Here is a 25,792-nt window from a genome sequence, read left to right on the forward strand (position 1 = left end):
AACTGCTGTTGCTTCGCCAAAAGCTGCGTTTCGCGATCTTTGGCAGCTTCGAGCTGTTCGGAAGCGGCGTCCAGTTGCTTGCTCGTTTCGTCAAGCTGGGCAGAGGTGCTGTGCAACTGCGAGGTCGTGTCATCCAACTGTTTGCTCGTTTCGTCAAGCTGGGCAGAGGTGCTTTGAAGCTGCGAGGTCGCGTCTTCCAACTGCTTGCTCGTTACGTCGAGCTGGGCAGAGGTGCTGTGCAACTGCGAGGTCGTATCTTCCAACTGTTTGCTCGATGCATCGAGCTGCTGTGTGGCGGTGTGGAGCTGTTCCAGCGTCTGGACGTGCTGGTCGCTCAGTTCCTCGTAAGCTTGCTGGGCTGCTTGCAGCTCGGCGTCTTTTTGCGCCAGTTGCCCTTGCAACTGTTCCAACTGGGTAAGCTGCTCCTGCTCGATCTGCTGCGCGCTCTCGTATTCGGTGTGCATATGGTCAAACGCTTTTTTCCATGATTGTTCCTGCTGCTCCAGCCGGGTAATCGCCTCGAGCAAATGCTGGCGTTCCGCAAGCAGTTCTTCCATATTACTGCGCTGCTGTTGCTGCTCTTCATGCAGTTTCGCATTGATTTGCTCCTGGGAGGCGATAATCTGCGTCAATTCAGCTTCTTTTTGCCTCGCGCTTTCCAGTTGCTTTAGCGCGTGCTCGCTCGCAGACTCGAATGCTTTCAGCTCGGCCAGCCGTTGCTCCCATTGCGCTTCTTTTTTCTCGAAGCTCTCCACCCTGCGCTGCAGCAGTTCAATATGCTCCCGCAAGTGGGCTTCCTGGGCCTCGTGCTTGGAGAGCGCCTCTGCCAGACAGGGAGACTTTTCCTGGTTGTGTATTTCTTGTTTCAACTCTTCGATCGTTTGCTTCAGCTTGCCTTCCCGGTCTTTATAGGCGGCAATGGCCTTTTCGCGCTGCTGCGACAGGTTCTGGTAGTGGTCGAGCTTTGCTTCCAGCTCGGCGAGCAGCTTTTGCGACTGATCGGTGTACTGTTGCCATTCATTTGCTTTCTGATCCAGCGTGGAAAGCGTCTGCTGCAGCTCCTCCAGTTGGTTTTGGTACTCCTGGTTTTCCTGGCTGATCGCTTCTATTTGTTCTTCAAGCTCCACGACGCGCAGGCCCAGTTGGTTTGCTTTGTCTTCGTAGTAGTACGCCTGTTTTTTCAGCAAAAGGAGCTTCTCGTTTCCGGCTTTGGGCTTGCTTGTGCTGGAGGTTCTCTTTTTAAGCACCGTGTTGTCCTCCTTTTTTCCGTAAGATAATCCTCTATAGACATATGTAACGCATGCAAAATGGTGCATGTATCCCGGTAGAGCAAACGAAACCGCAGACGAAACGCAAAAAAGGGAGAAGCCATGGCCTTCTCCCGGTAGGAACGCATTTATTGGTCGCGGAGTCTTTACGGTGTGGTGATGACGATATCCTGGAAGGTGACGCAATCGCGCACAAGCAGTTGCTCGTCTGGAACGATGGTGATGTTGGCAGAGAAGACGAGAACGCCGTTTGTATCGGTCAGAGTCAGGATTATGACGTCCGGCAGGCCAAGGCCAGTTTCGGCGAGAGTCAACGAGTAGGTCAGGATCTCTTGGGTGCCGGTTGCGGTAAACGTTCTTACCCCGGTACCTGTCACGACGAGACCAGTCAACAGCTCGATGCCTGGCAGGACGGTAATGCATGTCGGCGAACTGATCGAAGTCGGCGAGAAGTTGAAGCTTTGGTCGCCCAACAGATCAGTAAGGACAGTGTCAAAGAAGTTAAAGGTAAACGAGCTGCTGGACGGATCGCAGCTTGGGCAGATGTCGGCGATCAGTTGGATAGTACCGACGGCGAGTTCGAGCGGGATACCGATGCTGATCGAAACGTTCGGAATCAGTGCGTTCACGGACGCCTGGCAATCGCAGTTGCGAACTGGGAAGATTGGCGGGCATTGTGGCGGGAACGTGATCGGCGGGCAACGGAAGGAAGGCGTTGGCGATGGTACAGGAATGTTGTTAGGACGTGGCGAGCAGAATTTGGCCAGCACTTCCAGTTTGACTTCCGCTTCGACCTGGATTTCCACGCAGACAATGACATCGAGTTGAACCATGCCGCCGAGGAGGACGTTTCCAGTTGGGTTGCACTCCAGGGCGCTGATGCGGCAAACGATGTTGTCCTCGTCGAGTGGTTCAGGCAGGCAGAGTACGACCTCCTGATCGAACTGGACGGTTGTCGTGAACTCGCAGAGTGGGGTTCCGTCTGCGAATATACGCACGACAACGGTTGCGCCGAACACGAAGCGGACGACACCTACGCGAACGGTGGTTCCATTGACGGTGATGTTTTCACGGCGAATGCTGACGACATTGCAAGAAGGTCCGGGAGACACAGGCTCCACGCACGAAATCGTGATTTCTTGCCCAGCGCGAATAGCTGCGTCCACAAGCGCTCGACAATCGTCGGGAAGGGCAATCTTGTTGCGGTAGCTGTTAGCTAGAACGACCCAGTCGTACACCTTTTGGACGCGAATACACTCTTCCTGAAGGTTGTTCGGGATCGGAGGAGTAGCGGTCGGCGTCGGTGTAGGGAGCTGGCGACCCATAATGGGCTTCACAGGATGTTTCACCGTAAGAATCCTTCCTTTCCTAGGGGATTTGCTTTGCAGTTACATACTATGTGGGCAAGGGGAAATTTGCTTGTCAACGAATGCCCATTTTTAGGTGAAGGACGGATCAAAACGGGATCTGGAACTGTTGGAAAAACCAGTTGTCATCGCGCTTGCGCTGGGCGAGGTAGCGGATTCGCTGGGCCGCTGCGCCGGAGGTGAGGACGTCGTCTTCGATCTCGTTCGCATTCGCGTACACGATGAGCTTTTTCGTCGCCTCGATCCGCTGTTCGTTAAAATGGCTGTACGCCATCCGCAGCATGTTGTAGTAGATGTGCTCGTGCACCACTGTATAAGGATGGGTTTGCCGGAACAGGTGCAAAATTTTCACGGACGGATGGACCAGGCAAGTGAATCCGAACAGCCACATTTTGATGGAAAATTCGATGTCTTCAAAGCCCCAGACGCGAAAGCCGCGATCAAAGCCGCCCACCTTCAAAAACGCCTCCCGCGTGACGAGAAAGCAGCCCCCTGGCAAAATCGCGACCGGAGAAGGGCGATGCGGGTTCGGATACCAGACGACGCCGAGCTTCTGATCGAGCTTTTGGCCGTAGCCGATCTTGTGCGGCTCGGTCATGGAGGCGATTCCCGGGGCGACGCCGTCCGCCTTTTTCGTGAGAACCAGCTCCAGCATGCGGTCGATCCAAAAGTTTTCAAAAGTGAGGTGAGCATCGCAAAAGATCAAATATTTTCCACGCGACTGCTCCACGCCCAGATTTCTCGCGGCAGCGGCCCCGATGCCTTCTGTCGTAATCAGCTTGATGTTTTTGCCGGTTTCCTGTTGGCGCAAAAAATGACAGCCATTATCAGTAGAAGCATCATCGACCACGATGACTTCATAGCTCATATTCGTTCTCGTATTGACGAGGGAAGTAATCGTGGAGCGCACATTGTCTCCTTCATTTTTTACAGGAATGATGATAGAGATCAGCGGCGGTTGCTCGACGGACATATGACCACTCCTTTCTAGTTGCCATGGTATGCCGTACAGCCTGGGAAGGAACGCCCAGTGCCAAAATTGCTCACTTTTGCCACTGGGCATTCATACAATATGGCGGAGTGAGTTTAGCTAGTGTCGTAAGGGAGTGAACGGAGATGGACGTCGAGGTCTACTACAGCGGGCAGCGTGGCGGGACGATGCCGTACGCGGCTCTGCCTGCTTTTCGCTTATTTTGCAAGCAAAACGGATTTCAACTGAAATGGGACCCGAAACAAAAACGGATTGATCTGGATTCGGGATTGAAAGGCAAGGTTTGCGTTCTCTTCACAGGAAGCTCTGCTACAGAAGCCGCCTATGAATGGGAAGTGCTGGGCAAGGTGCAGCGGTTCGTCTCCGATTATGGCATGGAGGTCGTGCTGACGAAAAACAACCTCGCCCTCGCCAAAAATACCGATATCGCGATTAGGTTCAGCATGAAGGAGCTGCGTCTGCTGGAAAAAACGCGGCTCGTTCTGTATCCGCACGAGAACGAGCGGCAAAGGGAGCTCATCAGATGCCTGCAGGCAGAGCTGAAGCAGACCGGAATCCCTTGCCAGCAAAAGGTGAGCAAAGGCGCCAAGCAAACTAGCGGAATCGTGCACATCCAACTGCAAATTCCGCTGCATACCGAAGTGCATCGCCGCAGGACGTATGGGGAAAAAATTGCTTTCTACCTCGCTTCGGGAATTTTGGAGTATATGCAGAGCGGCTTGCGCATTCAGCCGCTGGCCTACCTCCCGCCGAACATTTTGAAGCTGTTTTACTCCAGCGTATGGACAACGGAAGAAAGCCGTGCCGCAGATTCGACGACGCTGGCAGATGCTGAGGCGGAACTGCTGGATGAGGTAGAGCTGTTGCTTGATCGGCCGGAAGCGCACGAGGATGAGCGGGATGGAAAAGAGGAAAGCGAGCAGCAGGAAGCGGCTTTGCTGGCGGTTGAAAACGAAGGGGAGGAACGGGCGACCCAGGCGGTAGCGGGGCAGGCTGACGCGGGAACCGTGGAGCAGGCAGAAGCGGCGCAGCGAGCAGGAGCCGTGGAGCAGGCAGAAGCGGCGCAGCAAGCAGGAACCGTGGAGCAGGCAGAAGCGGCGCAGCGAGCAGGAGCCGTGGAGCAGGCAGAAGCGGCGCAGCGAGCAGGAGCCGTGGAGCAGGCAGGAGCGGCGCAACAAGCAGGAACGGTGCAGGTGCTGCAAGCAGAAGCAACTGCTCCTATTCCAATAGAAGCAACTACATCCGACCAGCCTCAAGAACCGTCCACAGAACCGCGGACGGCGGCAGAAGTGTTTTTCGACTATACGCTGATCCACTCCGACTCAGCCGAGAAGCCGTACTTGTTGATCGGCACGCTGCAAGTCAAAAATACGGGGACAGAGGTGCTGTACAACCCGATCGTGTGCCTGCGGGTGACGCCTGCCGATTCGATCAAGATGGGCGGGCAAATTTTGCCGCCAAAGCTCGTGGAAACGTTGGCCGTGCAAGGAAGCAACGGCCTGAAAGGCTGGAGATACCTCGACGACGACTGGTTCGCGCAGGCGATGGAGCGGGGCGAATACTGGATTGCGCCCATCCAGCCAGTGGTGATTCCCCCGCAGTCGGCAGAATCGTTTCAAAACTTCCAGGTTTCCTTCCTGAAGCAAGAGTCGGGCAAAGCGATCGTCGTGGAAGGAATCGTCCTCTGCAACGATCAATCGGTGCATTTTTCCGCCAACAACCGGATCGCTGTGTCGTTTTGAGCAAAAAAAAGCCACCATTTCGGAAGCGAAATGATGGCTTTTCCATTCGGGTGGTTTACTTTTTCAAAAACATTTGCACGAACGTTTTTCCGTGCGGGCCGCCGTTCACGACAGCAATCCCGACGTAGTCGTAGGTGGAGCTGACGATGTTCGCCTTGTGGCCCGAAGAGTTCATGAACATTTGATGGGCGCCGCTCACGGACGGATTTTGGGCAATGTTTTCTGCGGCCGCAATATAATGAATACCAAAGGTGTCCATCATCTGGAAAGGCGAGCCGTACGTCGGAGAGGTGTGGCTGAAGTAGCCTTTGCTGACCATTTCCTGCGCCTTGACGCGCGCTACTTTGACCAGTTGCATGTCTACCTGATACGGAGCGAGTCCGCGGCTCGCGCGCTCCTGGTTCACCAGTTGCACCATTTCTTTTTCGTCTGCCGTAAGCTCGGCAGGCAACGGCACTTGTGCGCCCGTGTCCGGCTTTTGCGGGGGTTCCGGCTGGGTTGGCGTCGGCGCTGGAGTTACTGGCGGCTTCGGCGTTGGAGTTGGTGCCGGGTCTGGCTTCGGTTGATTTTTGTTGTTCTTGTACTGGGTTTCAATCGCTTTGTACGTCTTCGCATCCGCTTCACCCGTCAACGTTTGCTTGTTGCGGGATTGGAACAGCATGACGGCAAAACGGGTCGAGTCGTCGAAATTGCCTGTCGCAGTTACCTTGTAGCCCAGGTCGGCGAGCATCTTTTGCAAATCTTTGACGCGCTCACCTGTGGAGCCCAGCTTGAGCGTCATCGACTGGTCGGCTGGCTGGGAAGGTTTGGCAGGTGTTTCCGGCTTTGGCGCAGGCTTTTTCGCAAGCGCATTGTACGTCTTTTTCAGCTTGTCGTAGGTAGCCTTGTTGACGATTCCCGTTTGCTTGAGCTTGTATTTCTTTTGAAATTGCTTGACGTTGTAAACCGTGTCGGCGGTATAAAGCTTGTCTACTTTCAGCTTATGGTCGAAGTGCAGGGCATCGAGCATTTTTTCCACTTCGAGTACACGCGCATTATTCATCCCTTTTTTCAAAGGGGAAAAAGTCGTTTTGGCAAAGGCTGGTTGTCCGATCATGGTGAAGGTGACGGACAGGGAAAGGATAGCTGCAATCTTCGAAATGTTGCGATTCATGTCATCACGCCTTTCTCTGGTTTGTCGCCCTCCCATGGTACTAGAGATTCCACCGCAAAGAAAACCACAAAATATTGGAAAGAGGGAAAAGTGGATGTTTGGCATCTCGTGGATTGACCTGGTCATTCTCGTGTTGGCCAGCTTTCGTCTCACTCATTTGATCGTCTATGACGAAATCACTTCTTTTCTGCGCAAGCCATTTTTTACCGTCGTGTACGAAGCGGACGCCAGCGGGCAAATGAATCGCCAATACCGGTTCAAAGGAGGAAAAGTGCGCCGCTGGATTGGCGAGCTGCTCAGTTGCCACTGGTGCATGGGCATGTGGGTGGCCGTATTGACGGTGGCGGTGTACGCGTATGTACCAGCCGCCTACCCGATTCTGCTCCTGCTGGCAATCGCGGGAGCGGCGGCCGTCATCGAAACGAGACTGTACATGTGAAGTCTGTCACGCTCTGGAAAACGTTTGGTACACCACAAATTCATCGTGGGAGAGCGGAATCACTTCTTCGGCCTGATAACCTCCGACCAGCCTGTTTTGCAAGGACGGGACAGACGATGGGGTGATGAGCGAAGAAGAGATGTCTACGCGATGAACGTTCGTGCGCGGATCGAGCGGAATTTCCAGGGCGAACTGCGATTTTTCTACGGCAAATGTCTTGGCTCGCCCCCCGTTTACGAGCGCAGTCAAGTGAAAAGGTTTTTCCAGCTTCGCGCGGGCCGCGGGAACTTGGCCTTTAATGAGCAGGATGTGCGCGGGATTCGCCGGATCGGACTGGACGATAATGCGCAGGACAGGGGGAGCCCATGAGCCGGCAAAACGGTTCATGCTCGTGACTTGCGCGGAATTGGAAGGGAACGACTTGTATATTTTCAACAGGTCAATGACGCCCATCCCGCGATATTGCGAGACGTGTGACACCCAACCGCTGGGAATGCTCGAATAATGCTTGGCGAGCGACTTGAACACTTCCGGAATCCCGACCGAGTGCCACTGGGTCGTCGACTTGCAGGTTGCGTGGATGCGCGCGTTGGCGAAAAACTCCGGGACGAAGCCGATCTGATGAAACTTGGCGATCCGCATCCAGAGTTCGTAGTCCATGCAAAAATGCAGCTTTTCGTCCACGCCGCCCATCTGCGCGATGACGTGGCGGCGAATAAAAGCAGCGGGCTGGCAGATGCAGCAGGTGTAGTACAACTGCTTGGAATCGGCGTGCGAGGAAGGAAATGTGTTGACGGCCTGGCTGTGTTCATTGATGACCTGGCATTTCCCATGAACCATTCCCCAAGCCGGGTGTTGCAAAAGCGCGTTAACCGCCTTGCGGATCGCTCCGGGAAGATAAGTATCGTCCGAGTTGAGCCAGCCGATGATCGTTCCTTGCGACATCGTAAAACCTTTGTTGAGCGCATGAGATTGCCCGTTGTCCGGCTCGGAAATATATCGGAAGCGGCTGTCCGCGTTGGCGTATTCCTGCAAAATGGCGAGTGTACCGTCTGTCGACCCGCCGTCGATCACGATCATCTCCAGATTCGGGTAGTCCTGGAGAAGCACGCTGTTGATCGTCTCGCGAATAAATTTTGCCTGGTTGAAGGAAGGGGTTACGATACTGACGAGAGGTAGCTGCCCACTAGACACTTCTGTCACTCCTTTCCAAGAAGTCAGCGCAGCAATAAACAGCACGCCTGCAATACAATATGTACAAGAACCGGATTTTGCATCGGGATACTTTTCTTATTTTTGTGGGCGGCAAAAAGCAAGCAGGTGTGCGCCCTCGCGATGGTGAGGGAGCGCACACCCGGTTGCCCGTCCACAGTGCCTCGTGCGTACAGCGATTACAGGTAGTCAGGAACCAAGCCCGGATTACGGTAAATGCGCAGCAGCTCCGCATACGAATCGGCGGCGGTTTCGCGCCCGCTGATCGCTCTTGCCACCATGGTGACGCGGCCGATCGGATAGTTGTTTTTCGTTCCCGAGCTGATCGTCGAGATGCTTTGCGGCAATACTTCAAACAGCGTGCTGGCGAGCATTTCCCGCAAGCACCTGATGGAAGGAATCCAGTAGGTGGTGATGTCGTGATAGATTCGGGTCATGTTGCCGGGAGGGCCGTTGTAGATCATTTTTGATTCGTTGTCGTCCAGGATGCAGGCGGTCTCCAAAAGCAGATGTCCTCCCGTCTTGATGACGCTGCGCGCTTGCGACAACGTCCACAGCGGATCGCGCACGTGATAGAGGAGGCCGGTATGCTGAACGATATCGAACAAGTTGTGGCGGATTTGCTGCGGGAACGGCAGCGGAACGGTAAAATCGTCCATCAGCAGCACTTTCAGCCCTTCCCACAGGTTGTACGGAGAAATGTTATACAACGGAAGCACCTTGCTGCCGAGAATGTCTTTGCACAGTTCAAAATTGGAGTACAGAGGCTGCATGCAATCGGTAGCGACGACAAGCGAGGCGCCGAGCTTCTCTGCCTCGAAAGCCCACATCCCGTCAAAGCTGGCGATGTCCAGCACGCGTTTGCCCGTGTAGCTGATGTGTGCTCTGGACTTGCGCGTACTCTCCCAGAGCGGCTCCAAAATTTTCAGGCCGGGGGTGGCGATCCCAGGGCGCAGTTGAATTTTATGGTACCATGTACGTTTTCCGATCTCGGCCAGGATTTCCCTGTCTGTCCATGTTCCTCCCACTCATGTACCTCCTTCGAGAAAATCGGCTGACTATGCCAAATAGCGATCATGCTACATTACGATATGAACGTCGCAGATGGCGGGAAACGGGTGTAATCCCCCATTCTCTGGCACAGGGCGGCGGATTTAGGCAGCAGGCGCAAGCAGTGGCCGTTTCCGCCGCAGCCAAAAACGCATAAGGTGAAGGAAAAATGAATGAACAGGAGGGGTGCACCGATGACCTTGCCTATCATTTTCATGCACAGGGGCGATGACGACTATCTAGCCTACAGCTTGCGGCAAGCAAAGCTCAGCAACCCCCAATCTCCCGTCTACCTGCTCGGCAAAGAGGCGAATCGCAAACATGCCGCTCCGGGCATCATCCATGTTCCGCTGGATTCGTACATGCAGACGGCGCAAATGTTTGCGAAGGTGTATCGGCACATGCATGTCATGAGCTACGAATATAATCTGTTCTGTTTTCAGCGCTGGTTTATTCTCCGCGACTTCATGCGCAAAAACAGGCTGCAGAGCTGCTTTTACCTGGACTCGGACGTGATGCTCTACACCAATGTCAATCAGCCCGAGTTTCAAGCGTTTTCCATGGAGTTCGCGTGGACAAGTTTCATAGGCTTGGACACGCTGGATCGATTCTGCAACATGACGATGCAATATTTTGTGAACCCGCAAATGTTTCGGCTGCTTGTGCAGAAGACTCTCGAATTCGACCAGGTGATCGAAGGGGTGCCACTTGTGTCGGATATGGTGCTTTTTCTGCTTTACTTCCGCTCTTACTCCGGCAGATCACATACGCACGGGACGTTTGGCGATGCCTTTTTCGACGAAAATTTGAATCGACCGCTCTGGGCCGAGAGTCTGGCAGGCAAGAAAAAAGTGTATGCAATCGACGGAAAGCTTTTTTGCAAGGATCTGGCCAGCGGTGCCTTCAAGCGGTTGTACTCGCTGCATTTTCAAGGGCTGACGGCCAAAAGCTACATGAAAGACTTCTGGTTTCCGCACATTCCCCGGCAGCCGGGAATCTACTTTTACGACTACGCCGCAGTCAAGTGGACCGCGCAGGCGTGAGCTGCGGAAATCCGATAGAGGCCATGCCCCGACCTGTAGCGTTGGGGCGTTTGTCTGGTAGGCGCGGTTGCGGAAAAAAGCGGGAGAACAGACCATTTTCACTCGCAAAACGGTCACCCTCTACCATCGTTTCATATGATGATTCATGCATGAAGTTTAACGGACAGAGGTGGCCTGGATGAAACTGGTGTTGCTATCGGGCGGTTCGGGCAAAAGACTGTGGCCGCTCTCCAACGATGTTCGCTCCAAACAGTTTTTGAAGCTGATTCGCAACGGGGAAAGCGAGCCGGAGTCCATGGTTCAGCGGGTGTGGAGGCAACTAGCTTCCAATCAATGTCTGGATATGGCCTATATTTCGACGAGTCAATCGCAGGTGGATCTCATATACAACCAACTGGGGCCGAATGTGCCGCTGATTTTGGAGCCGCAAAAAAGGGATACGTTTCCCACAATCGCGTTGATTGCCAGCTATTTGCACAGTGTCGAGCATTTGGGGCCAGACGAGGTTGTCACCGTCATGCCCGTAGATTCGTTTGTGGAGGACCATTTTTTTCAAAAGCTCAAAGGATTGGAGCGCGTCATCAAAGAGTCGGGAGCAGACCTCGCGCTGATGGGCGTCGCGCCGACGTATCCTTCAACCAAGTACGGCTATATCATTCCGGTCCAGACGAAAAAAGGTCCGCAAAGCTGCCTGCAGGTCGAGCGTTTTACCGAAAAGCCTTCTGTGGAGGCGGCAAACAAGCTGCTGGCGCAGGGCGCGCTGTGGAATTGCGGCGTTTTTGCGTTTCGCCTGGGCTATTTGCTGGGCGAATTGCAGAAGAAAAAGCTGCCTGTCGACTACGATGAGCTAGTCGCGCGCTATTTGGAGCTGCCGAAAATCAGCTTTGACTACGAGATTGTCGAGAAAGCCAAGCATGTCGTGGTCGTGCCCTACGAAGGCGACTGGAAGGACCTTGGGACCTGGAACACGCTGACAGAAGAGATGAGCGACAGCTCGGTTGGGCGTGTGCATCTGGAAGAGAGTGCCAACACGCACGTCATCAACGAATTGGACTTGCCGATTGTCACGATTGGCCTGTCGGATGTCGTTGTGGCCGCCAGCCCGGACGGGATTCTCGTCGCGGCAAAGGACAAAAGCCATATCGTCAAAGACATTGCCAACGACTGGTCGCGGCGGCCGATGTTCGAAGAGCGCAGGTGGGGCTGGTACCACGTCTTGCAGTTTCAGAAAATGAACGACAAGGTCGAGGTGTTGACCAAGCAGCTTCACCTGCACGCCGGAAAAAATTTGAGCTACCAATACCATCACTTTCGTAGCGAAGTCTGGATGATCGTGGAAGGCGAGGGCGATTTTGTCCTGAATGACCGTCTGCTCCGCGTCAAGCCAGGCGATGTGGTCGAAATCCCGGCAGGAGCCAAGCATGCCATCAAGGCGATAAGCGACCTGGATATTATCGAGGTGCAAATGGGCAGCAAGCTGGTCGAGGACGACATCGTTCGGCTGGGCATGAGCTGGCACGACATTATGGAAATGGTCAGTGAAGCATGATGCGACCAGACGCGACCTTTTGGCGAGGAAAAAAAGTGTTTCTGACGGGGCATACCGGCTTCAAAGGCTCGTGGATGTGCCTTTTGCTGCATGCGCTCGGCGCCCGGGTGACCGGCTACGCGCTGCCAGCGCCGACAGAGCCGGGTTTGTTTGCGCTGTGCCGCATCGACTCGTTGATTCATTCCGTGACAGGCGATATTCGCGCCAGCCAAAAGCTGACGGAAGAACTGCTCGCTGCAAGGCCCGACATCGTCATCCACATGGCTGCCCAGCCGCTGGTCGGGATGTCGTACGCCGAGCCTGTCGCTACGTATGAGACGAATGTGATGGGGACGGTGTACTTGCTGGAAGCGGTTCGTTCTGCGCGCGAGGCAGGGATTCCGGTCAGGGCGCTCGTCAATGTCACTACCGACAAATGTTACGAAAACAAAGAGTGGACGTGGGGGTATCGGGAGGTGGACACGCTGGGCGGGCACGATCCGTACTCCAACAGCAAGGCGTGCGCGGAATTTGTGACCGCCTGCTACCGGGCCTCCTTTTTTCAGGGGGGAACAGCGCAGGCTGATTTGCCGCCGATCGGCATTGCGACCGCACGCGCTGGCAATGTCATCGGCGGCGGCGACTTTACGCCTGGCCGCCTTGTTCCCGATCTGCTCCGCAGTCTGCTCGACGGCGAGCCGATGCAGCTTCGCCAACCGCAGGCGATCCGTCCCTGGCAGCATGTTTTGGAATCGCTGCACGGATATTTGCTGCTCGTGCAAAAGCTGTGCGAAGACAGCCAGCGCTACTCGGCGAGCTGGAACTTCGGGCCGGATGCGGACGATGCCAAAACCGTCGAGTGGCTGGCGGCGCGGCTGTGCGAAAAATGGGGGGCGCAGGCGACCTATCACATCCCCGACCGCGCCGCCTACCATGAGACGACGTCCTTGAAGCTGGACAGCTCCAGGGCGCGAGAGCTTTTGCACTGGCGGCCGCACTGGACAGTCGAGCAGGCGCTGGATCGCATCGTCGAATGGACAAGAGCCTACCAGCGCAAAGAAGACATGCGGCAGGTGTGCCTTGCGCACATCGAGCAATACAGAAAGGAGGGGGCTTCATGAAGGTCGTCATTTTGGCTGGCGGCTATGGCACGCGAATCGGCGAAGAATCGCAGCTTCGGCCGAAGCCCCTGATTGAAATCGGGGAAAAGCCGATCATTTGCCACATCATGTCCATCTACTCGAAGTACGGGTACAACGACTTCGTCATTTGCCTCGGCTACAAAGGCTACATGATTAAAGAGTTTTTCGCCCATTATTTTTTGCACCAGTCGGATGTGACGTTTGATTTTCGCCAGGGCAACGAAGTCATTTTGCACAATCGCTGCCGCGACCCGTGGAGGGTGACCTTGATCGATACGGGCAAAGATACGATGACGGGCGGCCGGATCAGGCGGATTCAGCCGTTCATCGGCGACGAGCCGTTTATGCTCACGTACGGCGATGGAGTAGGCAACATTGATATCGCCGCGCTCGTCGCCTATCACCAGTCGCACGGCAAGCTGGCGACGATTACCGCTGTGCAGCCTCCGGGCAGATTTGGCGCGCTCGACCTTGCTGCCAGCGGACAGGTCAAAGGTTTCCAGGAAAAGCCGAGTGGCGACGTGGGCTGGATCAATGCCGGATTTTTCGTGTTGCAGCCGGAGGTCTTTTCCTATCTGGCTGACGACGCGACGGTTTTTGAGCAGGGGCCGCTGGAGCAACTGGCGCAGGACGGGAAGCTCGCTGCCTATCGGCACACGGGCTTTTGGCATCCGATGGACACGCTGCGCGACAAAAACTACTTGGAGTCTTTATGGAAAAGCGGAAAAGCGGAGTGGAAGTAGCGCGGCCAGACGAGGCAAAAGGGGGCCGATTATGAAAGTATTGCTCACCGGAGCGACGGGCTTTTTGGGCAGCCATCTGGCGCGAGCGCTGCTGCGGGAGGGCCATCAGGTGACGATCTTGAAGCGGAGCACCTCGGATTGCTCTCGGCTGGAAGATATCGCCAGTGAGCTTGCCGCCTGCGATGCGGATGCGGCAGACCTGCTTTCTGTTTTTTCCCGGCACGGCCCTTTTGACGCCGTCATTCATGCCGCAACCGCTTACGGACGCCGGGACGAGTCGGACGCGGCGCTGGTGGAAGCCAATGTGCTGTTCCCTCTGCGCCTGCTCCACGCATGCTGCGAGCAAGGAACCGGGTTGTTTGTGAATACCGATACGTTTTCCCGCGCTTCCCCGGCTGCGGGCGCGACGCATTTGGCGGGCTATCATCTGACGAAAAAGCAGTTTGCCGAATGGGGAGCGCTCACCGCCAAACAGCACGGACTGACGTTTGCCAATATGCGGCTGGAACATGTGTACGGGCCAGGCGACCAGCCCGATAAATTCATCCCGTTCATCATCCGCCAATGCATGCGGGACGGGGCCAGGATCGCCCTTACTTCCGGCGAGCAGAAGCGAGATTTTGTGTATGTGGCTGACGTAGTGGAGGCGTATTTGCTCGTGCTGCGGCAAAAAGACTCGCTGCCAGCAAGGTACATGGACTATCAGGTGGGAACGGGCAGCGCGACCACGGTTCGCGAGCTGGTGGAAAAAATCCATTCGCTGACCCGCTCGACGGCGCAACTGCAATTCGGAGCACTGGCGCAGCGGCCGGGGGAGCTTATGTGCTCACAGGCCGACACACGCGCGCTTCAGGCGCTTGGCTGGCAAGGAAGAGTGTCGATGGAGGAAGGCTTGGCGCTGACCTTGCAACAAACAGCGAAAAATTGAAAACAACCCGGCTGCGCCCTTTCGTTTCGGGGGAGGCAGCCGGGTGTTTTTTTCGTCGGGGTTTTCTTTCGCTGCGGATCAAAGCAGGATTGTTTTGTTTGTGCAAAACAGGTCGCCGTGAAACGGCTTGATGGCATCCAGCAGTTGGGTGTACGAGGTGATTTTCATCAGCCCGCCATCCCGTTTTATCAGGTACAGATGCGAGTAGAGGGCGAACAAGCAGAGGAACAGCTCATTCGGGTCCTTGCCGAAATACCCGCGCAAGTTGTCAGGATTGAACTCGATGACCAGATCGGGGTCAAACGTTTTGAATGTCTCCATGCCCCCCTGCAATACTTGGATTTCGGAGCCTTCCACATCGAGCTTAATCAGGTCGATTCGCGACAGGCTGCGAGCGGCGACCCAGTCGTCCAGGCGCGTGCACGAGATCGTGTTCGTAGCGGCAGAGGTCGCTTCGCTGGCGATAAACGACCAGCCTCCCCCGCGATCCACCTCGCAAAACTCGATGATGCCGTTTCTGTCAAATACGCCGAGCGGAACAGGCTCTACGTTGCTTGCGCCATTGTCGTGCAACGTTTGCTTCATAAAGGCGAGGTTGACGGCAGAAGGCTCGAACGCGTACACCTTGCCGCGCGGCGCCAGATGGCTGAGCGCGAGCGAGATTGTGCCGAGATTGGCGCCGATGTCCAGGCACGTGTAATCGGGCTGGACGACGCGCTTCAGGACGTTGAGTACGTATTCTTCGTATAGGCCGCCCGCCATTTCGATGTAGTACAAAACGCTTTGGTCGGACGAGCTGCCGTGAACGAGAAACGATTTGTCGTCAAAAGGCAAGCGGAAGGTGACCGTTTTTTGCGCATTTTGCGGGATCGGCGTGTAGATGCGGATAATGTCGTCCTTGACCTCGAAGTGCAAATCAGGGCGCAGGTCGGCAACGTATTGCTTCAGTTCGGCGATGGTCGGGTAGTCTTTCAAGAGCGGGTTCGAGCCGATGAAGCAGCGGGCGTCGTCGATGAGAATGACGTGATTGCGAACGGGATGGGACAGGATGGCCGCCAGCTCCTCCAAAATCGGCGTATCCAGATTGCCTTTGGCGGATTCGGTCGACAGCGGGATGTAATGTCCGTCCAGCCAGAACAGGCAAGGCTCCGTGATGGAAGCGAGCAGCTCGGGCAGCACCTTGCTGCTGTCTCCGTGCAGGATGGATACGTGCTCGTCGGCGGCAAAATGGGTTTTGGCGGCGAGGTACAGGGCGGGGTCCAGCTCAATGGAATAAATGCGCGAGAACGCCGCCTTTTGCGCAGCTACCATGTAACCGCGGCATGTGCCTGTCTCAATGAAGGTGCGAATCTGATGGCGTTTTCCGTAGTCGGTGACGGCTGCGGTTTTGACCTCGTACTGCGGGGATTCCAGCAGCCAGAAATCCCACGTCTCCTGAGCGGTGAGGGGAAAGGGAATGCGCAACTCCTGTTGCCACACCCGCCGGATTTCGTCCATACGTGACATGAGCATGCTCCTTTCGTGATTGCGTTATTTTCCTGCCACCTGGTGCAAGACAGCGAGTGTCTGCTGCGCGCATTTGGACCAGGAAAACTTGCTCGCTTGCTGCAATCCTTTGGCGATGAGCCCAGAGCGCACTTCCTCGTTTTGCACTTCGACCATTTTTCTGGCGATGTCTTCGGGAGAAACCGGGTCGAATGTCAAGGCGGCGTCTCCGACGATCTCGGGAATGCTGCCGTTGTTCGAGCAGATGATCGGCAGCTCGGTCCGCATCGCCTCAACGAGCGGGATTCCGAAGCCTTCAAACAAGGACGGGAAGCAGAGGAAGTTCGCGTTGCGGAACAAATACGGCATTTCCTCCTGCAAAATGTAATCCAGCCACGTAATCTGGTCGGACAGTTGATGCTGGTTGATCGTCGCCATGACCTGCCCGTGCGCTTCCTGCGGCGCTCCGGTGAACACCATGTGGATTTTGAGCTTGTGCTCGTCGCGCAAATAGGCGAGTGCCTGCAGCAGCGAGACGTGGTTTTTGTGCCACCACGTGTTGGCCGGATAAAAGCCGTAATGCGCAGGCAGCTTGTATTTATGCCGGACAAGCTGATTTTTCGTCTCGTGGAACGGCAGGGTGAACTCATGCGCAGAGTCGAGATGGATGGCGTGCACGCGATTCGCCGGAACCCCGAATTTGGCGACGATGCTCTCCCGCGAGTATTCCGACAGAGTTAGCACCGCATTGGCTTTCAGCGCGGACGATTGGTAGGTCGACTTGCGCCACTGCAAGGAGTTGTCGTCGAAAAACTGCGGGTAAAACTCGTGCTGGATGTCGGGAATGTTAATGACGCTCGGAATGGAGACGTCAAACGGGTTCAACACCAAGAGCGGGCAAAACCACAGATCGAGGCGAAGGCCGCGAATCCAACTGTGGAACTGCTTGTGCGCATCAATGTGGTCGTGCATCATCACCTTCTGGATTTTCGGATGGTTGGGAAAGGTGTGGTAGTTGGTCTTGGTCAAAAACAAGAACCACTGGTTTTGATCGCCGCTTTGGATGGAGTAGGCCAGCAGGTTGCGCACGTACTGCTCCATGCCGCCGATTTTTCCGGGAATGCAGGCAAGCAGGTTCACTCCGATTTTCACAGTGTCTTCACCTCTTCGTCGCGCCTGTGCCGGCGGTACCAGTCGATCGTCTGCTGCAAGCCCGAGAGCAGCGGAGTGGAGGCGGTAAAACCGAACGCGGCTGTCGCTTTATCTGTCGCGAGCTTTCGCCGCGGCTGTCCGTCGGGCTTGCTTGCATCCCACACAATCCGGCCTTCGTACCCGCACAGCTTTTGAATCGTTTCGGCCAGCTCGCGAATCGTCATTTCCTCGCCAGAGCCGATGTTGACCGGATCAGAGGAGTCGTAGTGCTGTGTGGCGAGCACGATCGCGCGTGCGGCATCCTCTACATAAATAAACTCGCGGGTGACGTTGCCCGTGCCCCAGAGCACGATCTCGTCTCTGTTCTGTTCCTTGGCTTCCAGACATTTGCGGATGATGGCCGGAATGACGTGCGATGATTCCAGATCGAAGTTGTCGTGGGGACCGTACAGGTTTACGGGCAGCAAGTAAATGGAGTTGAAGCCGTACTGCTCGCGATACGCCTGCGATTGCACCAGCATCATTTTTTTCGCCAGGCCGTACGGGGCATTCGTCTCCTCCGGGTAGCCGCTCCACAAGTCTTCCTCCCGAAAAGGGACGGCCGCAAACTTCGGGTAGGAGCAGATCGTCCCGATGGCGACAAACTTTTTCACGCCAAACAGCCTCGCTTGCTCCATGAGCTGGGTGCCCATCATCAGGTTGTCGTAAAAAAATTTGCCGGGGTTTTTTTGATTGGCGCCAATCCCTCCTACGACAGCAGCGAGATGGATGATGATGTCCGGGGCAAAAGTTTGCAACATGTGGACGATGTCGTCTTCTTTGCGCAAATCAAAGTCGCGGCTTCTCGGCACGAACACATGCTGACAGTGCCGGGCTTGCAACTGGCTTAGCACATGCTTTCCGAGAAAGCCTGCTCCGCCGGTAACGACGATTCGTTTGTCCGACAGATTCATGAAAGCAACACCTTCCTTTTCGCGGATGTGGTCACAACGAAGGGACTGGATTCCTGTTTTTCAACAGCCAGCCAGCGACATCCCGGGGATTTTTTTTGTACTGCAAATAAAACTGGTACTCCTGCGCGGAGAGCGGCACTACGTTTTGCACCTGAAAGCTGACGGTACCGATGCTCGCCGCCATTTCGCTTTCCGGGAGCGCTTGCTGGCGGCTGCACACAAGCTCGACGACCGAGTTTGGCTCCTTGACGGGAAACGGGATGCTCGTTTCGAACGGCCCGGCCGGAATGACGTGATGGGCAACGGGCGTCTGGTTGACCATGACGTGCACATGAACGGGCTGGTTGAACAACAGGTTTACGCCTTTGATGACCAGCGCGTGCATCGGCTCGGCCGGATCGACGTGCAGGTGCAGCCGGTAGCGCGGCGGAACCCAGTAAGAAGAATGGCGGTTGCTGTCCACGAGAATCGGCGTGTCGCCGAAAACCCGGTGGCTTTTGAACAGGTCGAGGTACCAGAACACGCCCTTGTCAGGGTAGTGGGTGAGAAAATGGTACAGCCAATGGTTGGCGACTGTGCCGAAGTGGCGGACGCTGGCCAGCAAAATTTCCGGCAGGCCCAGATCGACCTCCAGCGCGATAGATTTACAGGCAGGATGCAGGCGGGAGGCGGCGAGAAAGTCCTGGATGTGGCCGACCGCGTACGACTTGGAAATGCGCATCCATAAATCGTAATCCATGCAATAGTGCAAATTTTCGTCCACGCCTCCGACCGCCTGGAACACCTCTTTGCGGATAAAAGCGGACGGCTGGCAGATGATGCAAAACAGAAACAGCGCCTGCCGGGAAAACGGCTTCGTCGGGTAGACACTGGTGATCTTGTCCTCGGCGTTGATGTGCAGGGCGTTGCCGTAAACCATGGCCCAGTGCGGATGGGCTGTCAGGGCGTTGATCGCTTTTGCGACGGCGCCCGGCATGTATTTGTCGTCGGAGTTCAACCAGCCGATGATCTGACCGTTCGCCATCGCCAAGCCTTTGTTGATCGCGTGCGACTGACCGCGATCCGGCTCGGAAATGTAGCGGAGGCGGTCCCCCAGATGCGCGTACTCCCGCAAAATTTCCAGCGTGCCGTCGGTAGAGCCGCCGTCGACGACGATGTGCTCGATGTTCGGATAGTCCTGGCTCAAAACGCTTTCGATGGTCTTGCGGATAAAAGCGGACTGGTTGAACGAAGGGGTAATGACACTGACCAGCGGCAGGTCCGGATGTCCCATCAGCCTTCCCCCTTTTTTCGCGCTTGGGCTTGCAGCGTGTCCCGCCAGTATTGCAGCAGGTCGCGCATCGTCTGGCGGAAGGGGATTTCCGGCTTCCAGCCCGTCTGCTCGCAAAAAGCGGTAGCGTCGCCGAGCAAGACCTCCACGTCAGAAGGCCGCAGCCGTTTTGGATCGACCAAAATTTGGACGGGAGCAGAGGTAAAGGAAAGCAGCGTATCCAGCACTTCTTGGATGGTGCGCGTGCTTCCCGAAGAGATGTTGTAGACACTTCCGGGCACGCCCCGTTCCAGTGCGAGCCAGTACGCTTTGACGACATCGCGCACGTCGGTAAAGTCGCGCCTCGCTTGCAAATTGCCTACGTACACGTGCGGGGGCTGCAAGCCGAGCTCGATCTGGGCAATTTGTTTGGCGAAGTTCGAGGTGGCAAACCGCTCTCCTCGTCGCGGACCCGTATGGTTGAAGGTGCGGGTGCGAACGATGGACATCCCGTAGCTTTGATAATATTGGTAGCCGAGAAAGTCCTGCGCGATCTTGCTGACGGCGTACGGACTTTGCGGGCGCAACGGGTTCGTTTCTTGCACGGGCAATTCTTCCGGATAGACAAGGCCGTATTCCTCGCTGGAGCATGCCACCTGGATTTTGCACGGGATATCCGCCGCTCTGACCGCTTCAAAAATGTGCAGTTGGCTGACGATGTTGTTCATTAACGTTTCGGCAGGAGAGCTCCAGGAGGCGGGGACGAAGCTTTGGGCAGCGAGGTGGTAAATATGCTCCGGCTTGATCTGGGCAATCGTCTGTTCGACAGCTTCGCGGTCTTGCAGCTCGCATTCCACGAGCCGGATGTGATCCACAATATGCGCGATATGGTCCATCCGGCTGCGTGCCCGGTAGGTTCCGTAGATTTCGACGTCGCCTCGCGCGAGCAGGTACTCTGCCAAATGGCTGCCGGCAAAACCGGTAATGCCTGTAATCAAAGCTTTCAAGAGGCGTCCCCCCTTGTTCGTGATGGTTTGGCGAATACAGGCGAACCGCCTGAAAAGCGAGAAAGCAGATGCTTTATATATAGTAAAAACATGCACAGGCTGGCACGGCGAATGTCTTTTGCGGCTCGACAGTTTGCAGGGCGCATGAAAAAGGAAGGGCAGGTGCTGTACGCCTTTTTATGGAACAAGGGGAGCAAATGACTAAGCCTTTTGGCCGCATCCCAAATACGATGAAGAAAAGAGCGCCAAAAGGGAGGTGCACAACCGAGATGGACTCCATCAATCGCTATGAAAAGCGAATTTTCTCACAAAACGGCGAAGACGGCATCGTCGAGGAACTGTTTTCCAGAATCGGGACGACGAATCGGTTTTTTGTTGAATTTGGCGTCGAGACGGGCGAGGAATGCATGTCTCGCAATCTGGCCTGCGTGCACAACTGGTCCGGGATTCTGCTGGAGGGGCACCCGCTCAAGCATCTGTACTTGCAGCAAAATTACGCCGTCTATCCCCAGGTAGCTACTCATCAGGCGTTCATCACGATGGAAAACATCGCGGCCCTGTTTGCCCGCTTGCAGGTTCCGCCAGAATTTGATTTGCTGACGATTGATCTGGACGGGATTGATTACTGGGTGTGGAAAGCGCTGCACGCCTACAAGCCGCGAGTGGTGATTATCGAATACAACGCGTCTTTTCCTCCGCCGCAAAAACGGGTGGTCGCCTACGATCCGGCGTTTTCGTGGAAAGGGACCACCTATTTTGGCGCGAGCCTGACTTCCTTGGCCGAATTGGGGAAAAAGCTCGGCTATGCGCTCATCGGGACGGACTCGCGCGGGGTGAACGCCTTTTTTGTTCGCCGTGATTTGCTTGCGCGATCCGGCTTTGCCGAGCTTACTCCGGAAGCAGCCTACCATCCGCCAAGCTACGGCGCTGCCGGAGGGGGCCATCCGCACGGAACAGGCCCCTGGCTGGAAATCTAGGCGGGCAAAAGCTGCTCGAGATAGGCAAGAACCGCTTTTTTGATGTCCGCCAGCGATTGCAGCGCAGCTTTCTCTGATGTGTCTTTCACGCCAAAATAAAGCTTGATTTTCGGCTCCGTGCCAGAGGGGCGGATGCAAAACCAGCCGTGCTCGCCCAGGGTGTACTTCAAGCCATCGCTTGCGGGCAAGGGCAAAGGCTCCGATTCGTTCGTCGCCGACAGCCAGCGCTTGCCGTGCAAATAGTCGTCAATCGAGCTGACGCGATGTCCTTCGACAGATGCCATCGGCTTGCTGCGCAGAGCGGCGAGGATGGCGGTCATCGTCTCCATTCCGGCTTTGCCCGGATACGTGATGGAAACGAGGTCCTCCCGGAAGTAGCCGTACGTTTCGTACAGCTCCTGCAAACGCCGGTGCAGGCTGGAGCCTTGCGCGAGCTGGCAGGCACACGCGTCCGCCAGCAAAAAGGCTGCCTGCACCGCGTCTTTGTCCCGGACAAAATCGCCGCGCAAGTAGCCGCAGCTTTCCTCCAGCCCAAACAAAAACGCATGCGCGCCGCTTTGCGCGAACTCGTGAATTTTTTCGCCGATGTATTTGAACCCGGTCAACGTATCTATTGTGGCGACTCCGTAGTCGGAGGCGATCGCCCGAACCATTTCCGAGGTGACGACGGTTTTCACGACGGCAGCCTGGGCCGGCAGCGTCCCCGCCTGCTTTTCTTGCGACAAAAGATAGTCGAGCAGCAAGACGCCTGTCTGATTTCCGTTCAGGATGAGATGCTGGTTCGGCCCTGTCCGGATCGCCACCCCCAGCCTGTCTCCATCGGGATCGGTGCAGATGATGAGGTCTGCGCCTTTTTTGCGTGCCTGCATCAGCGCCAGCCGGAAGCTTTCCGGCTCTTCCGGATTGGGCGTGGCGACCGTGGGAAACAGCGGATCAGGCTTAGCCTGCTCCGAGACGACTTTGACCTGCGTAAAGCCAAAGGCCTGCAAGCCTTGCGTGATCGGCGCGAGGGTCGTGCCGTGCAGGGGGGAAAAGACGATTCGCGGCTGGTGCGTGCGGAGGGCAAGCTCGGCGGCGGGGAGGCGCAACTGTTTTTGACAGGCCATGTAGGCGGCAAACACTTCGTCCCCGATCATCTGCAGCAGGCCGTTGTTGATGAGCGCACTCACTTCGCTCGTGCCGATTCGCAGTTCGTCTCCGGCTTCCTCGATTTTGGCAAAAATCCGCGCCGCTGCTTCCGGCGGGATTTGGCCCCCGTCCGCTCCGTAAATTTTGTAGCCGTTGTATTCGGGCGGATTGTGACTCGCCGTGATGACGACCCCTGCGCTCGCTCCCAGGTGGCGTACAGCAAACGAGAGCAGCGGCGTCGGGCACAGTTGCTCGAACAGGCAGGCTGTCAGGCCGTAATGTCCGAGCACTTTTGCCGTCTCCAGGGCGAATGTGTACGAATCGGCGCGCGAGTCGTAGGCAATCGCCACCTTTTGCGCGGCCGGGTCTGTCCCTTGTTCAAGCAGGTACAGGGCAAGACCAGCGGTAGCTTTGCGGATCGTGTACACGTTGATCCGGTTGATTCCCGGACCCATGACGCCGCGCATGCCACCCGTTCCGAAGGCAATCGGCTTGTAAAAGCAGTCCTCCAGCTTTTTTTCGTCGCCTGCCAACTGTTCGAGCTGGCGGCGAAGCTCAGGTTCCAGGTCTGAATATTCGTTCCAGCGTGTATAATGTACCCGCCAATCTGTTGTCATGGTTGTCTTCACTCCCACCGAAAAATGCTGGTCGTTGCTTTAAGATATTACCGGGCGGGGAGGGGAGTGAAGGCTTCTTGGCAAAATTGCTTTCGGCTGCGGCCGTCAGGGGCTTGCCCGAAGCTGGCTATGGGAAGAGGCGCAAAACATTTGCCAGCCGGTTTGCATATAAATAAAACAGTGCGAAAATTGCCGTGCTGGACAGCACAGGAGCCAGCAAGGCCGACGCCGTGCGCTTTTCGATGGCGGGAGGCAGTCGGCTCGCTGCTATGGCAACGAGGGGAGATGTGGCTGATGAAAACCGCTTTCCTTACAGGAGTCACCGGGCAGGATGGCGCGTATTTGGCAAAATTTTTGCTGGAGAAAGGCTATCGCGTGGTCGGACTGGTACCGCGCCGCAGCACCGTGGACCGCTGGCGGCTGGAGTATTTGGGCATCGCCGACGAGGTGGAGTACAAGGACGGCGACATTTTGGATCTGGCGTCCCTGACGAGGGCGCTCAAGACGACGAAGCCTGACGAAGTGTACCACTTGGCGGCGCAAAGCTTTGTCGGCTCCTCGTGGGAGCAGCCGATTTTGACGGCGCAGTCGACCGGGATGGGGGTTTTGCACGTCCTGGAGGCGATCCGCGAGACGAATCCGGCAATCAAAATGTACCAGGCCTCCTCCAGCGAGCTGTACGGGCTGATCCAGGAGCCGCAACAATCGGAGCAAACGCCTTTTTATCCGCGCAGTCCGTACGCCGTATCCAAGCTGTTCGGGTACTGGATGACGAAAAACTATCGCGAAAGCTTCCAAATGTACAGTTGCAACGGCATTTTGTTCAACCATGAGTCGCCTTTGCGCGGGCTTGAGTTCGTGACCCGAAAAGTGACGCACGCCGTCGCCCGCATCGTCGCGAACAAGCAAAAAGAGCTGCGGCTGGGCAACATCCAGGCGAAGCGCGACTGGGGCTTTGCAGGCGATTTCGTAGAGGCGATGTGGCTCATGCTGCAACAGGAGAAGCCGGACGACTACGTCATTGCGACCGGAAAAACATCGACGGTCGAGGACATGTGCAAAATCGCCTTTGACTACGTCGGGCTGAACTATCAGGATTATTTGGTGATTGATCCAGACCTGTACCGCCCGGCAGAAGTCGACGTCCTGTTGGGCAATCCGGAAAAAGCGAAGCGCAAGCTGGGCTGGGCACCGAAGACAAAGCTGGCCGAGCTGATTCACATGATGGTCGAGGCCGATCTGCAGCGAGTGGCAAAAGCGTAAAGTAGCGAACCAATAGCGACACCCTATTTCTGGCGAACCAAAAGAAAAGGGGTGTTTTTTTGTGGGAACGAAAATGAGCCAACCTATTACTGTAAATAAGCAACCTATTAAGTCTGATAGGATAGCCAGTTCATGCCGCGAACTGGCTTCTTTATTATCTCGTTACAGCGATAAACTTGCAGAAAATTCGCCTTTGAGTGTAATTTTCAGACGTTGGCACGCATCTTGCTTTAGAGAAGAGGTACAAACATTCCAACTTTACTCGCCAAAAGGAGACTTTGTTATGAATGTAGTTGCCAACGTGTACCGGGGGGAACAGGTGGAAAGCTCTCACCTTGGTCACATTGCGGTTGTGGATTTTGCAGGAACATTGCTTTACTCATTCGGCGATCCACACCGAATGACATATGCCCGATCGAGCATGAAGCCGTTGCAGGCGATTCCGGTTGTGGAGACGGGGGCTGCGGACCGTTTTGGATTTGAGCCAGCCGATCTGTCGCTTTGCTGCGCCTCCCACAGCGGAGAGCCGCGCCACCGCACCCGTGCGCTGTCGATGCTGGCGCGCGCAGGCCAGCCGGAAGCGACCTTGCAGTGCGGGACACACGTCCCACGCCACGAGGAGAGCTACAAGGAGCTGATCCGGGAGGGCAAGCCGCTCACGCCGGTATTTTCCAACTGCTCCGGGAAGCACTCGGGGATGATCGCGACTGCGACGCACATGGGCGAAGATGTCACGACGTACCATCTGCCAGAGCATCCGGTGCAGCAGCGGATTCTCGATGTAGTGGAAGACATCACCGGCTATCCGAAAGAGAAGATTAATCTCGGGGTGGACGGCTGCGGCGTCCCTGTTCATCAGTTGCCGCTCGCCCACTACGCCTGGGCTTTTGCCAAGCTGGCCAAGCCAGAGGTGATCGCCAATCCGGAGCGCCGCAAAGCGGTAGAAAGAATTACCGCAGCGATGACCGCCCATCCCGAAATGGTCGGGGGCGAAAACCGCTATTGCACCGATCTGATGACCGCTTTTGCCGGGCGCATCGTCGGCAAGGCAGGCGCCGAGTCCGTCTACTGCCTGGGCGATCGCCAAACAGGTCTTGGCATCGCGGTCAAAATCGAGGATGGCGGCCCGCGCGCGATCAATCCGGTCGTGAACGAGGTTCTCCGTCAGCTCGGAATCGGCACGGACGGCCCGCTTGAAGCGCTCGCGGAATATACGAATCCGCCGATCAAAAACATGAGCGGAAACGTCGTGGGCCGAATCGAAACGCCGTTTTTGCTGACCAAAACTAGCGTGGTCTTAGGGGTATAAGCGGCAGCTTCCTGATCGTTGCCGTTTATCTATAAAGATTTTGCAA

General features: G+C 56.0%; 21 protein-coding genes and 1 pseudogene. 10 read left to right on the forward strand and 12 right to left on the reverse strand.

Annotated elements, in window-relative coordinates:
• From AC3WQH_RS06430 to AC3WQH_RS06440, 3 genes and pseudogenes are all read right to left on the reverse strand, one after another.
• Window positions 1-1,247, reverse strand: a pseudogene (locus AC3WQH_RS06430) (hypothetical protein); the annotation flags it as partial.
• Between the two features lie 167 nt (window positions 1,248-1,414).
• A complete protein-coding gene (locus AC3WQH_RS06435; protein WP_007783300.1) occupies window positions 1,415-2,617 on the reverse strand; it encodes a BMQ_0737 family morphogenetic spore coat protein in 1,203 nt (400 codons plus the stop codon).
• A gap of 106 nt (window positions 2,618-2,723) precedes the next feature.
• Entirely contained in the window at window positions 2,724-3,608 is an 885-nt protein-coding gene (locus tag AC3WQH_RS06440) for a glycosyltransferase family 2 protein (protein WP_026557779.1), read from the reverse strand.
• A 143-nt stretch (window positions 3,609-3,751) separates the two neighbouring features.
• Between AC3WQH_RS06440 and AC3WQH_RS06445 the strand changes: the two genes are divergently transcribed.
• A complete protein-coding gene (locus AC3WQH_RS06445) occupies window positions 3,752-5,368 on the forward strand; it encodes a hypothetical protein (protein ID WP_492331950.1) in 1,617 nt (538 codons plus the stop codon).
• 55 nt (window positions 5,369-5,423) lie between these two features.
• Here AC3WQH_RS06445 and AC3WQH_RS06450 read toward each other — a convergent pair whose 3' ends face one another.
• Window positions 5,424-6,521, reverse strand: a complete 1,098-nt coding sequence (locus AC3WQH_RS06450) for a peptidoglycan-binding protein (protein WP_492331951.1) — start codon at window positions 6,519-6,521, stop codon at window positions 5,424-5,426.
• Window positions 6,522-6,615: 94 nt separating this feature from the next.
• On the opposite strand from AC3WQH_RS06450, the gene AC3WQH_RS06455 reads away from it, so the two are divergent.
• Window positions 6,616-6,960 carry a DUF1360 domain-containing protein gene (locus tag AC3WQH_RS06455; RefSeq protein ID WP_005833772.1) on the forward strand — a complete coding sequence of 115 codons (345 nt, stop codon included), beginning with the start codon at window positions 6,616-6,618 and terminating at the stop codon, window positions 6,958-6,960.
• A gap of 6 nt (window positions 6,961-6,966) precedes the next feature.
• Here AC3WQH_RS06455 and AC3WQH_RS06460 read toward each other — a convergent pair whose 3' ends face one another.
• Both AC3WQH_RS06460 and AC3WQH_RS06465 read right to left on the reverse strand, forming a co-directional pair.
• Window positions 6,967-8,154, reverse strand: a complete 1,188-nt coding sequence (locus AC3WQH_RS06460; protein WP_039971545.1) for a glycosyltransferase family 2 protein — start codon at window positions 8,152-8,154, stop codon at window positions 6,967-6,969.
• A 197-nt stretch (window positions 8,155-8,351) separates the two neighbouring features.
• Window positions 8,352-9,200: a DUF1698 domain-containing protein gene (locus AC3WQH_RS06465; RefSeq protein ID WP_005833768.1), complete on the reverse strand. Its 849-nt coding sequence runs from the start codon at window positions 9,198-9,200 to the stop codon at window positions 8,352-8,354.
• A gap of 216 nt (window positions 9,201-9,416) precedes the next feature.
• Between AC3WQH_RS06465 and AC3WQH_RS06470 the strand changes: the two genes are divergently transcribed.
• The 5 genes from AC3WQH_RS06470 to AC3WQH_RS06490 all read left to right on the forward strand — a co-directional run bounded on the left by AC3WQH_RS06470 (window position 9,417) and on the right by AC3WQH_RS06490 (window position 14,606).
• On the forward strand, window positions 9,417-10,265 hold the full coding sequence (locus tag AC3WQH_RS06470) for a hypothetical protein (RefSeq protein ID WP_005833766.1): 849 nt from the start codon (window positions 9,417-9,419) through the stop codon (window positions 10,263-10,265).
• A 178-nt stretch (window positions 10,266-10,443) separates the two neighbouring features.
• Complete coding sequence (locus AC3WQH_RS06475; protein WP_005833764.1) at window positions 10,444-11,814, forward strand: sugar phosphate nucleotidyltransferase; 1,371 nt, start codon at window positions 10,444-10,446, stop codon at window positions 11,812-11,814.
• The gene (gene rfbG / locus AC3WQH_RS06480) at window positions 11,811-12,914 is read left to right on the forward strand and encodes a CDP-glucose 4,6-dehydratase (RefSeq protein WP_197186398.1); all 1,104 of its coding nucleotides are present in this window, start codon (window positions 11,811-11,813) and stop codon (window positions 12,912-12,914) included. The genes AC3WQH_RS06475 and rfbG overlap by 4 nt, the downstream gene beginning before the upstream one ends.
• Window positions 12,911-13,678 carry a glucose-1-phosphate cytidylyltransferase gene (gene rfbF / locus AC3WQH_RS06485; RefSeq protein ID WP_290426454.1) on the forward strand — a complete coding sequence of 256 codons (768 nt, stop codon included), beginning with the start codon at window positions 12,911-12,913 and terminating at the stop codon, window positions 13,676-13,678. Before rfbG ends, rfbF begins: the two co-directional genes overlap by 4 nt.
• A 31-nt stretch (window positions 13,679-13,709) precedes the next feature.
• Window positions 13,710-14,606, forward strand: coding sequence for an NAD-dependent epimerase/dehydratase family protein (locus AC3WQH_RS06490; protein ID WP_290426455.1), 897 nt, complete (start codon window positions 13,710-13,712; stop codon window positions 14,604-14,606).
• Between the two features lie 78 nt (window positions 14,607-14,684).
• On the opposite strand, the gene AC3WQH_RS06495 is transcribed toward AC3WQH_RS06490, so the two are convergent.
• Genes AC3WQH_RS06495 through AC3WQH_RS06515 form a run of 5 tightly spaced genes read right to left on the reverse strand, consistent with a single transcriptional unit; the run spans window position 14,685 to window position 20,452 of the window.
• The gene (locus tag AC3WQH_RS06495) at window positions 14,685-16,112 is read right to left on the reverse strand and encodes an FkbM family methyltransferase (protein ID WP_492331952.1); all 1,428 of its coding nucleotides are present in this window, start codon (window positions 16,110-16,112) and stop codon (window positions 14,685-14,687) included.
• A gap of 24 nt (window positions 16,113-16,136) precedes the next feature.
• Entirely contained in the window at window positions 16,137-17,243 is a 1,107-nt protein-coding gene (locus AC3WQH_RS06500) for a glycosyltransferase family 4 protein (RefSeq protein ID WP_221843294.1), read from the reverse strand.
• Window positions 17,240-18,196 (reverse strand): GDP-L-fucose synthase family protein, encoded by a 957-nt coding sequence (locus tag AC3WQH_RS06505; RefSeq protein WP_238501447.1) that lies wholly within the window; start codon window positions 18,194-18,196, stop codon window positions 17,240-17,242. The genes AC3WQH_RS06500 and AC3WQH_RS06505 overlap by 4 nt, the downstream gene beginning before the upstream one ends.
• A 31-nt stretch (window positions 18,197-18,227) precedes the next feature.
• Window positions 18,228-19,469, reverse strand: a complete 1,242-nt coding sequence (locus AC3WQH_RS06510; RefSeq protein WP_007783323.1) for a glycosyltransferase family 2 protein — start codon at window positions 19,467-19,469, stop codon at window positions 18,228-18,230.
• Window positions 19,469-20,452, reverse strand: coding sequence for a GDP-mannose 4,6-dehydratase (locus AC3WQH_RS06515; RefSeq protein WP_005833752.1), 984 nt, complete (start codon window positions 20,450-20,452; stop codon window positions 19,469-19,471). The genes AC3WQH_RS06510 and AC3WQH_RS06515 overlap by 1 nt, the downstream gene beginning before the upstream one ends.
• Before the next feature lie 269 nt (window positions 20,453-20,721).
• Between AC3WQH_RS06515 and AC3WQH_RS06520 the strand changes: the two genes are divergently transcribed.
• Window positions 20,722-21,429 carry a hypothetical protein gene (locus tag AC3WQH_RS06520; RefSeq protein WP_197186401.1) on the forward strand — a complete coding sequence of 236 codons (708 nt, stop codon included), beginning with the start codon at window positions 20,722-20,724 and terminating at the stop codon, window positions 21,427-21,429.
• Here the strand turns inward: AC3WQH_RS06520 and AC3WQH_RS06525 are convergent.
• A complete protein-coding gene (locus tag AC3WQH_RS06525) occupies window positions 21,426-23,174 on the reverse strand; it encodes a phospho-sugar mutase (protein ID WP_492331953.1) in 1,749 nt (582 codons plus the stop codon). The two genes, AC3WQH_RS06520 and AC3WQH_RS06525, sit on opposite strands and share 4 nt — an antisense overlap.
• 294 nt (window positions 23,175-23,468) lie before the next feature.
• Between AC3WQH_RS06525 and AC3WQH_RS06530 the strand changes: the two genes are divergently transcribed.
• Together AC3WQH_RS06530 and AC3WQH_RS06535 are read left to right on the forward strand one after the other, a co-directional pair.
• On the forward strand, window positions 23,469-24,437 hold the full coding sequence (locus AC3WQH_RS06530; RefSeq protein WP_005833747.1) for a GDP-mannose 4,6-dehydratase: 969 nt from the start codon (window positions 23,469-23,471) through the stop codon (window positions 24,435-24,437).
• Between the two features lie 283 nt (window positions 24,438-24,720).
• Window positions 24,721-25,746 (forward strand): asparaginase, encoded by a 1,026-nt coding sequence (locus tag AC3WQH_RS06535; RefSeq protein ID WP_005833746.1) that lies wholly within the window; start codon window positions 24,721-24,723, stop codon window positions 25,744-25,746.
• Window positions 25,747-25,792 lie beyond the last annotated feature (46 nt).

The organism is Brevibacillus sp. FW301-21C12A (assembly GCF_058788915.1).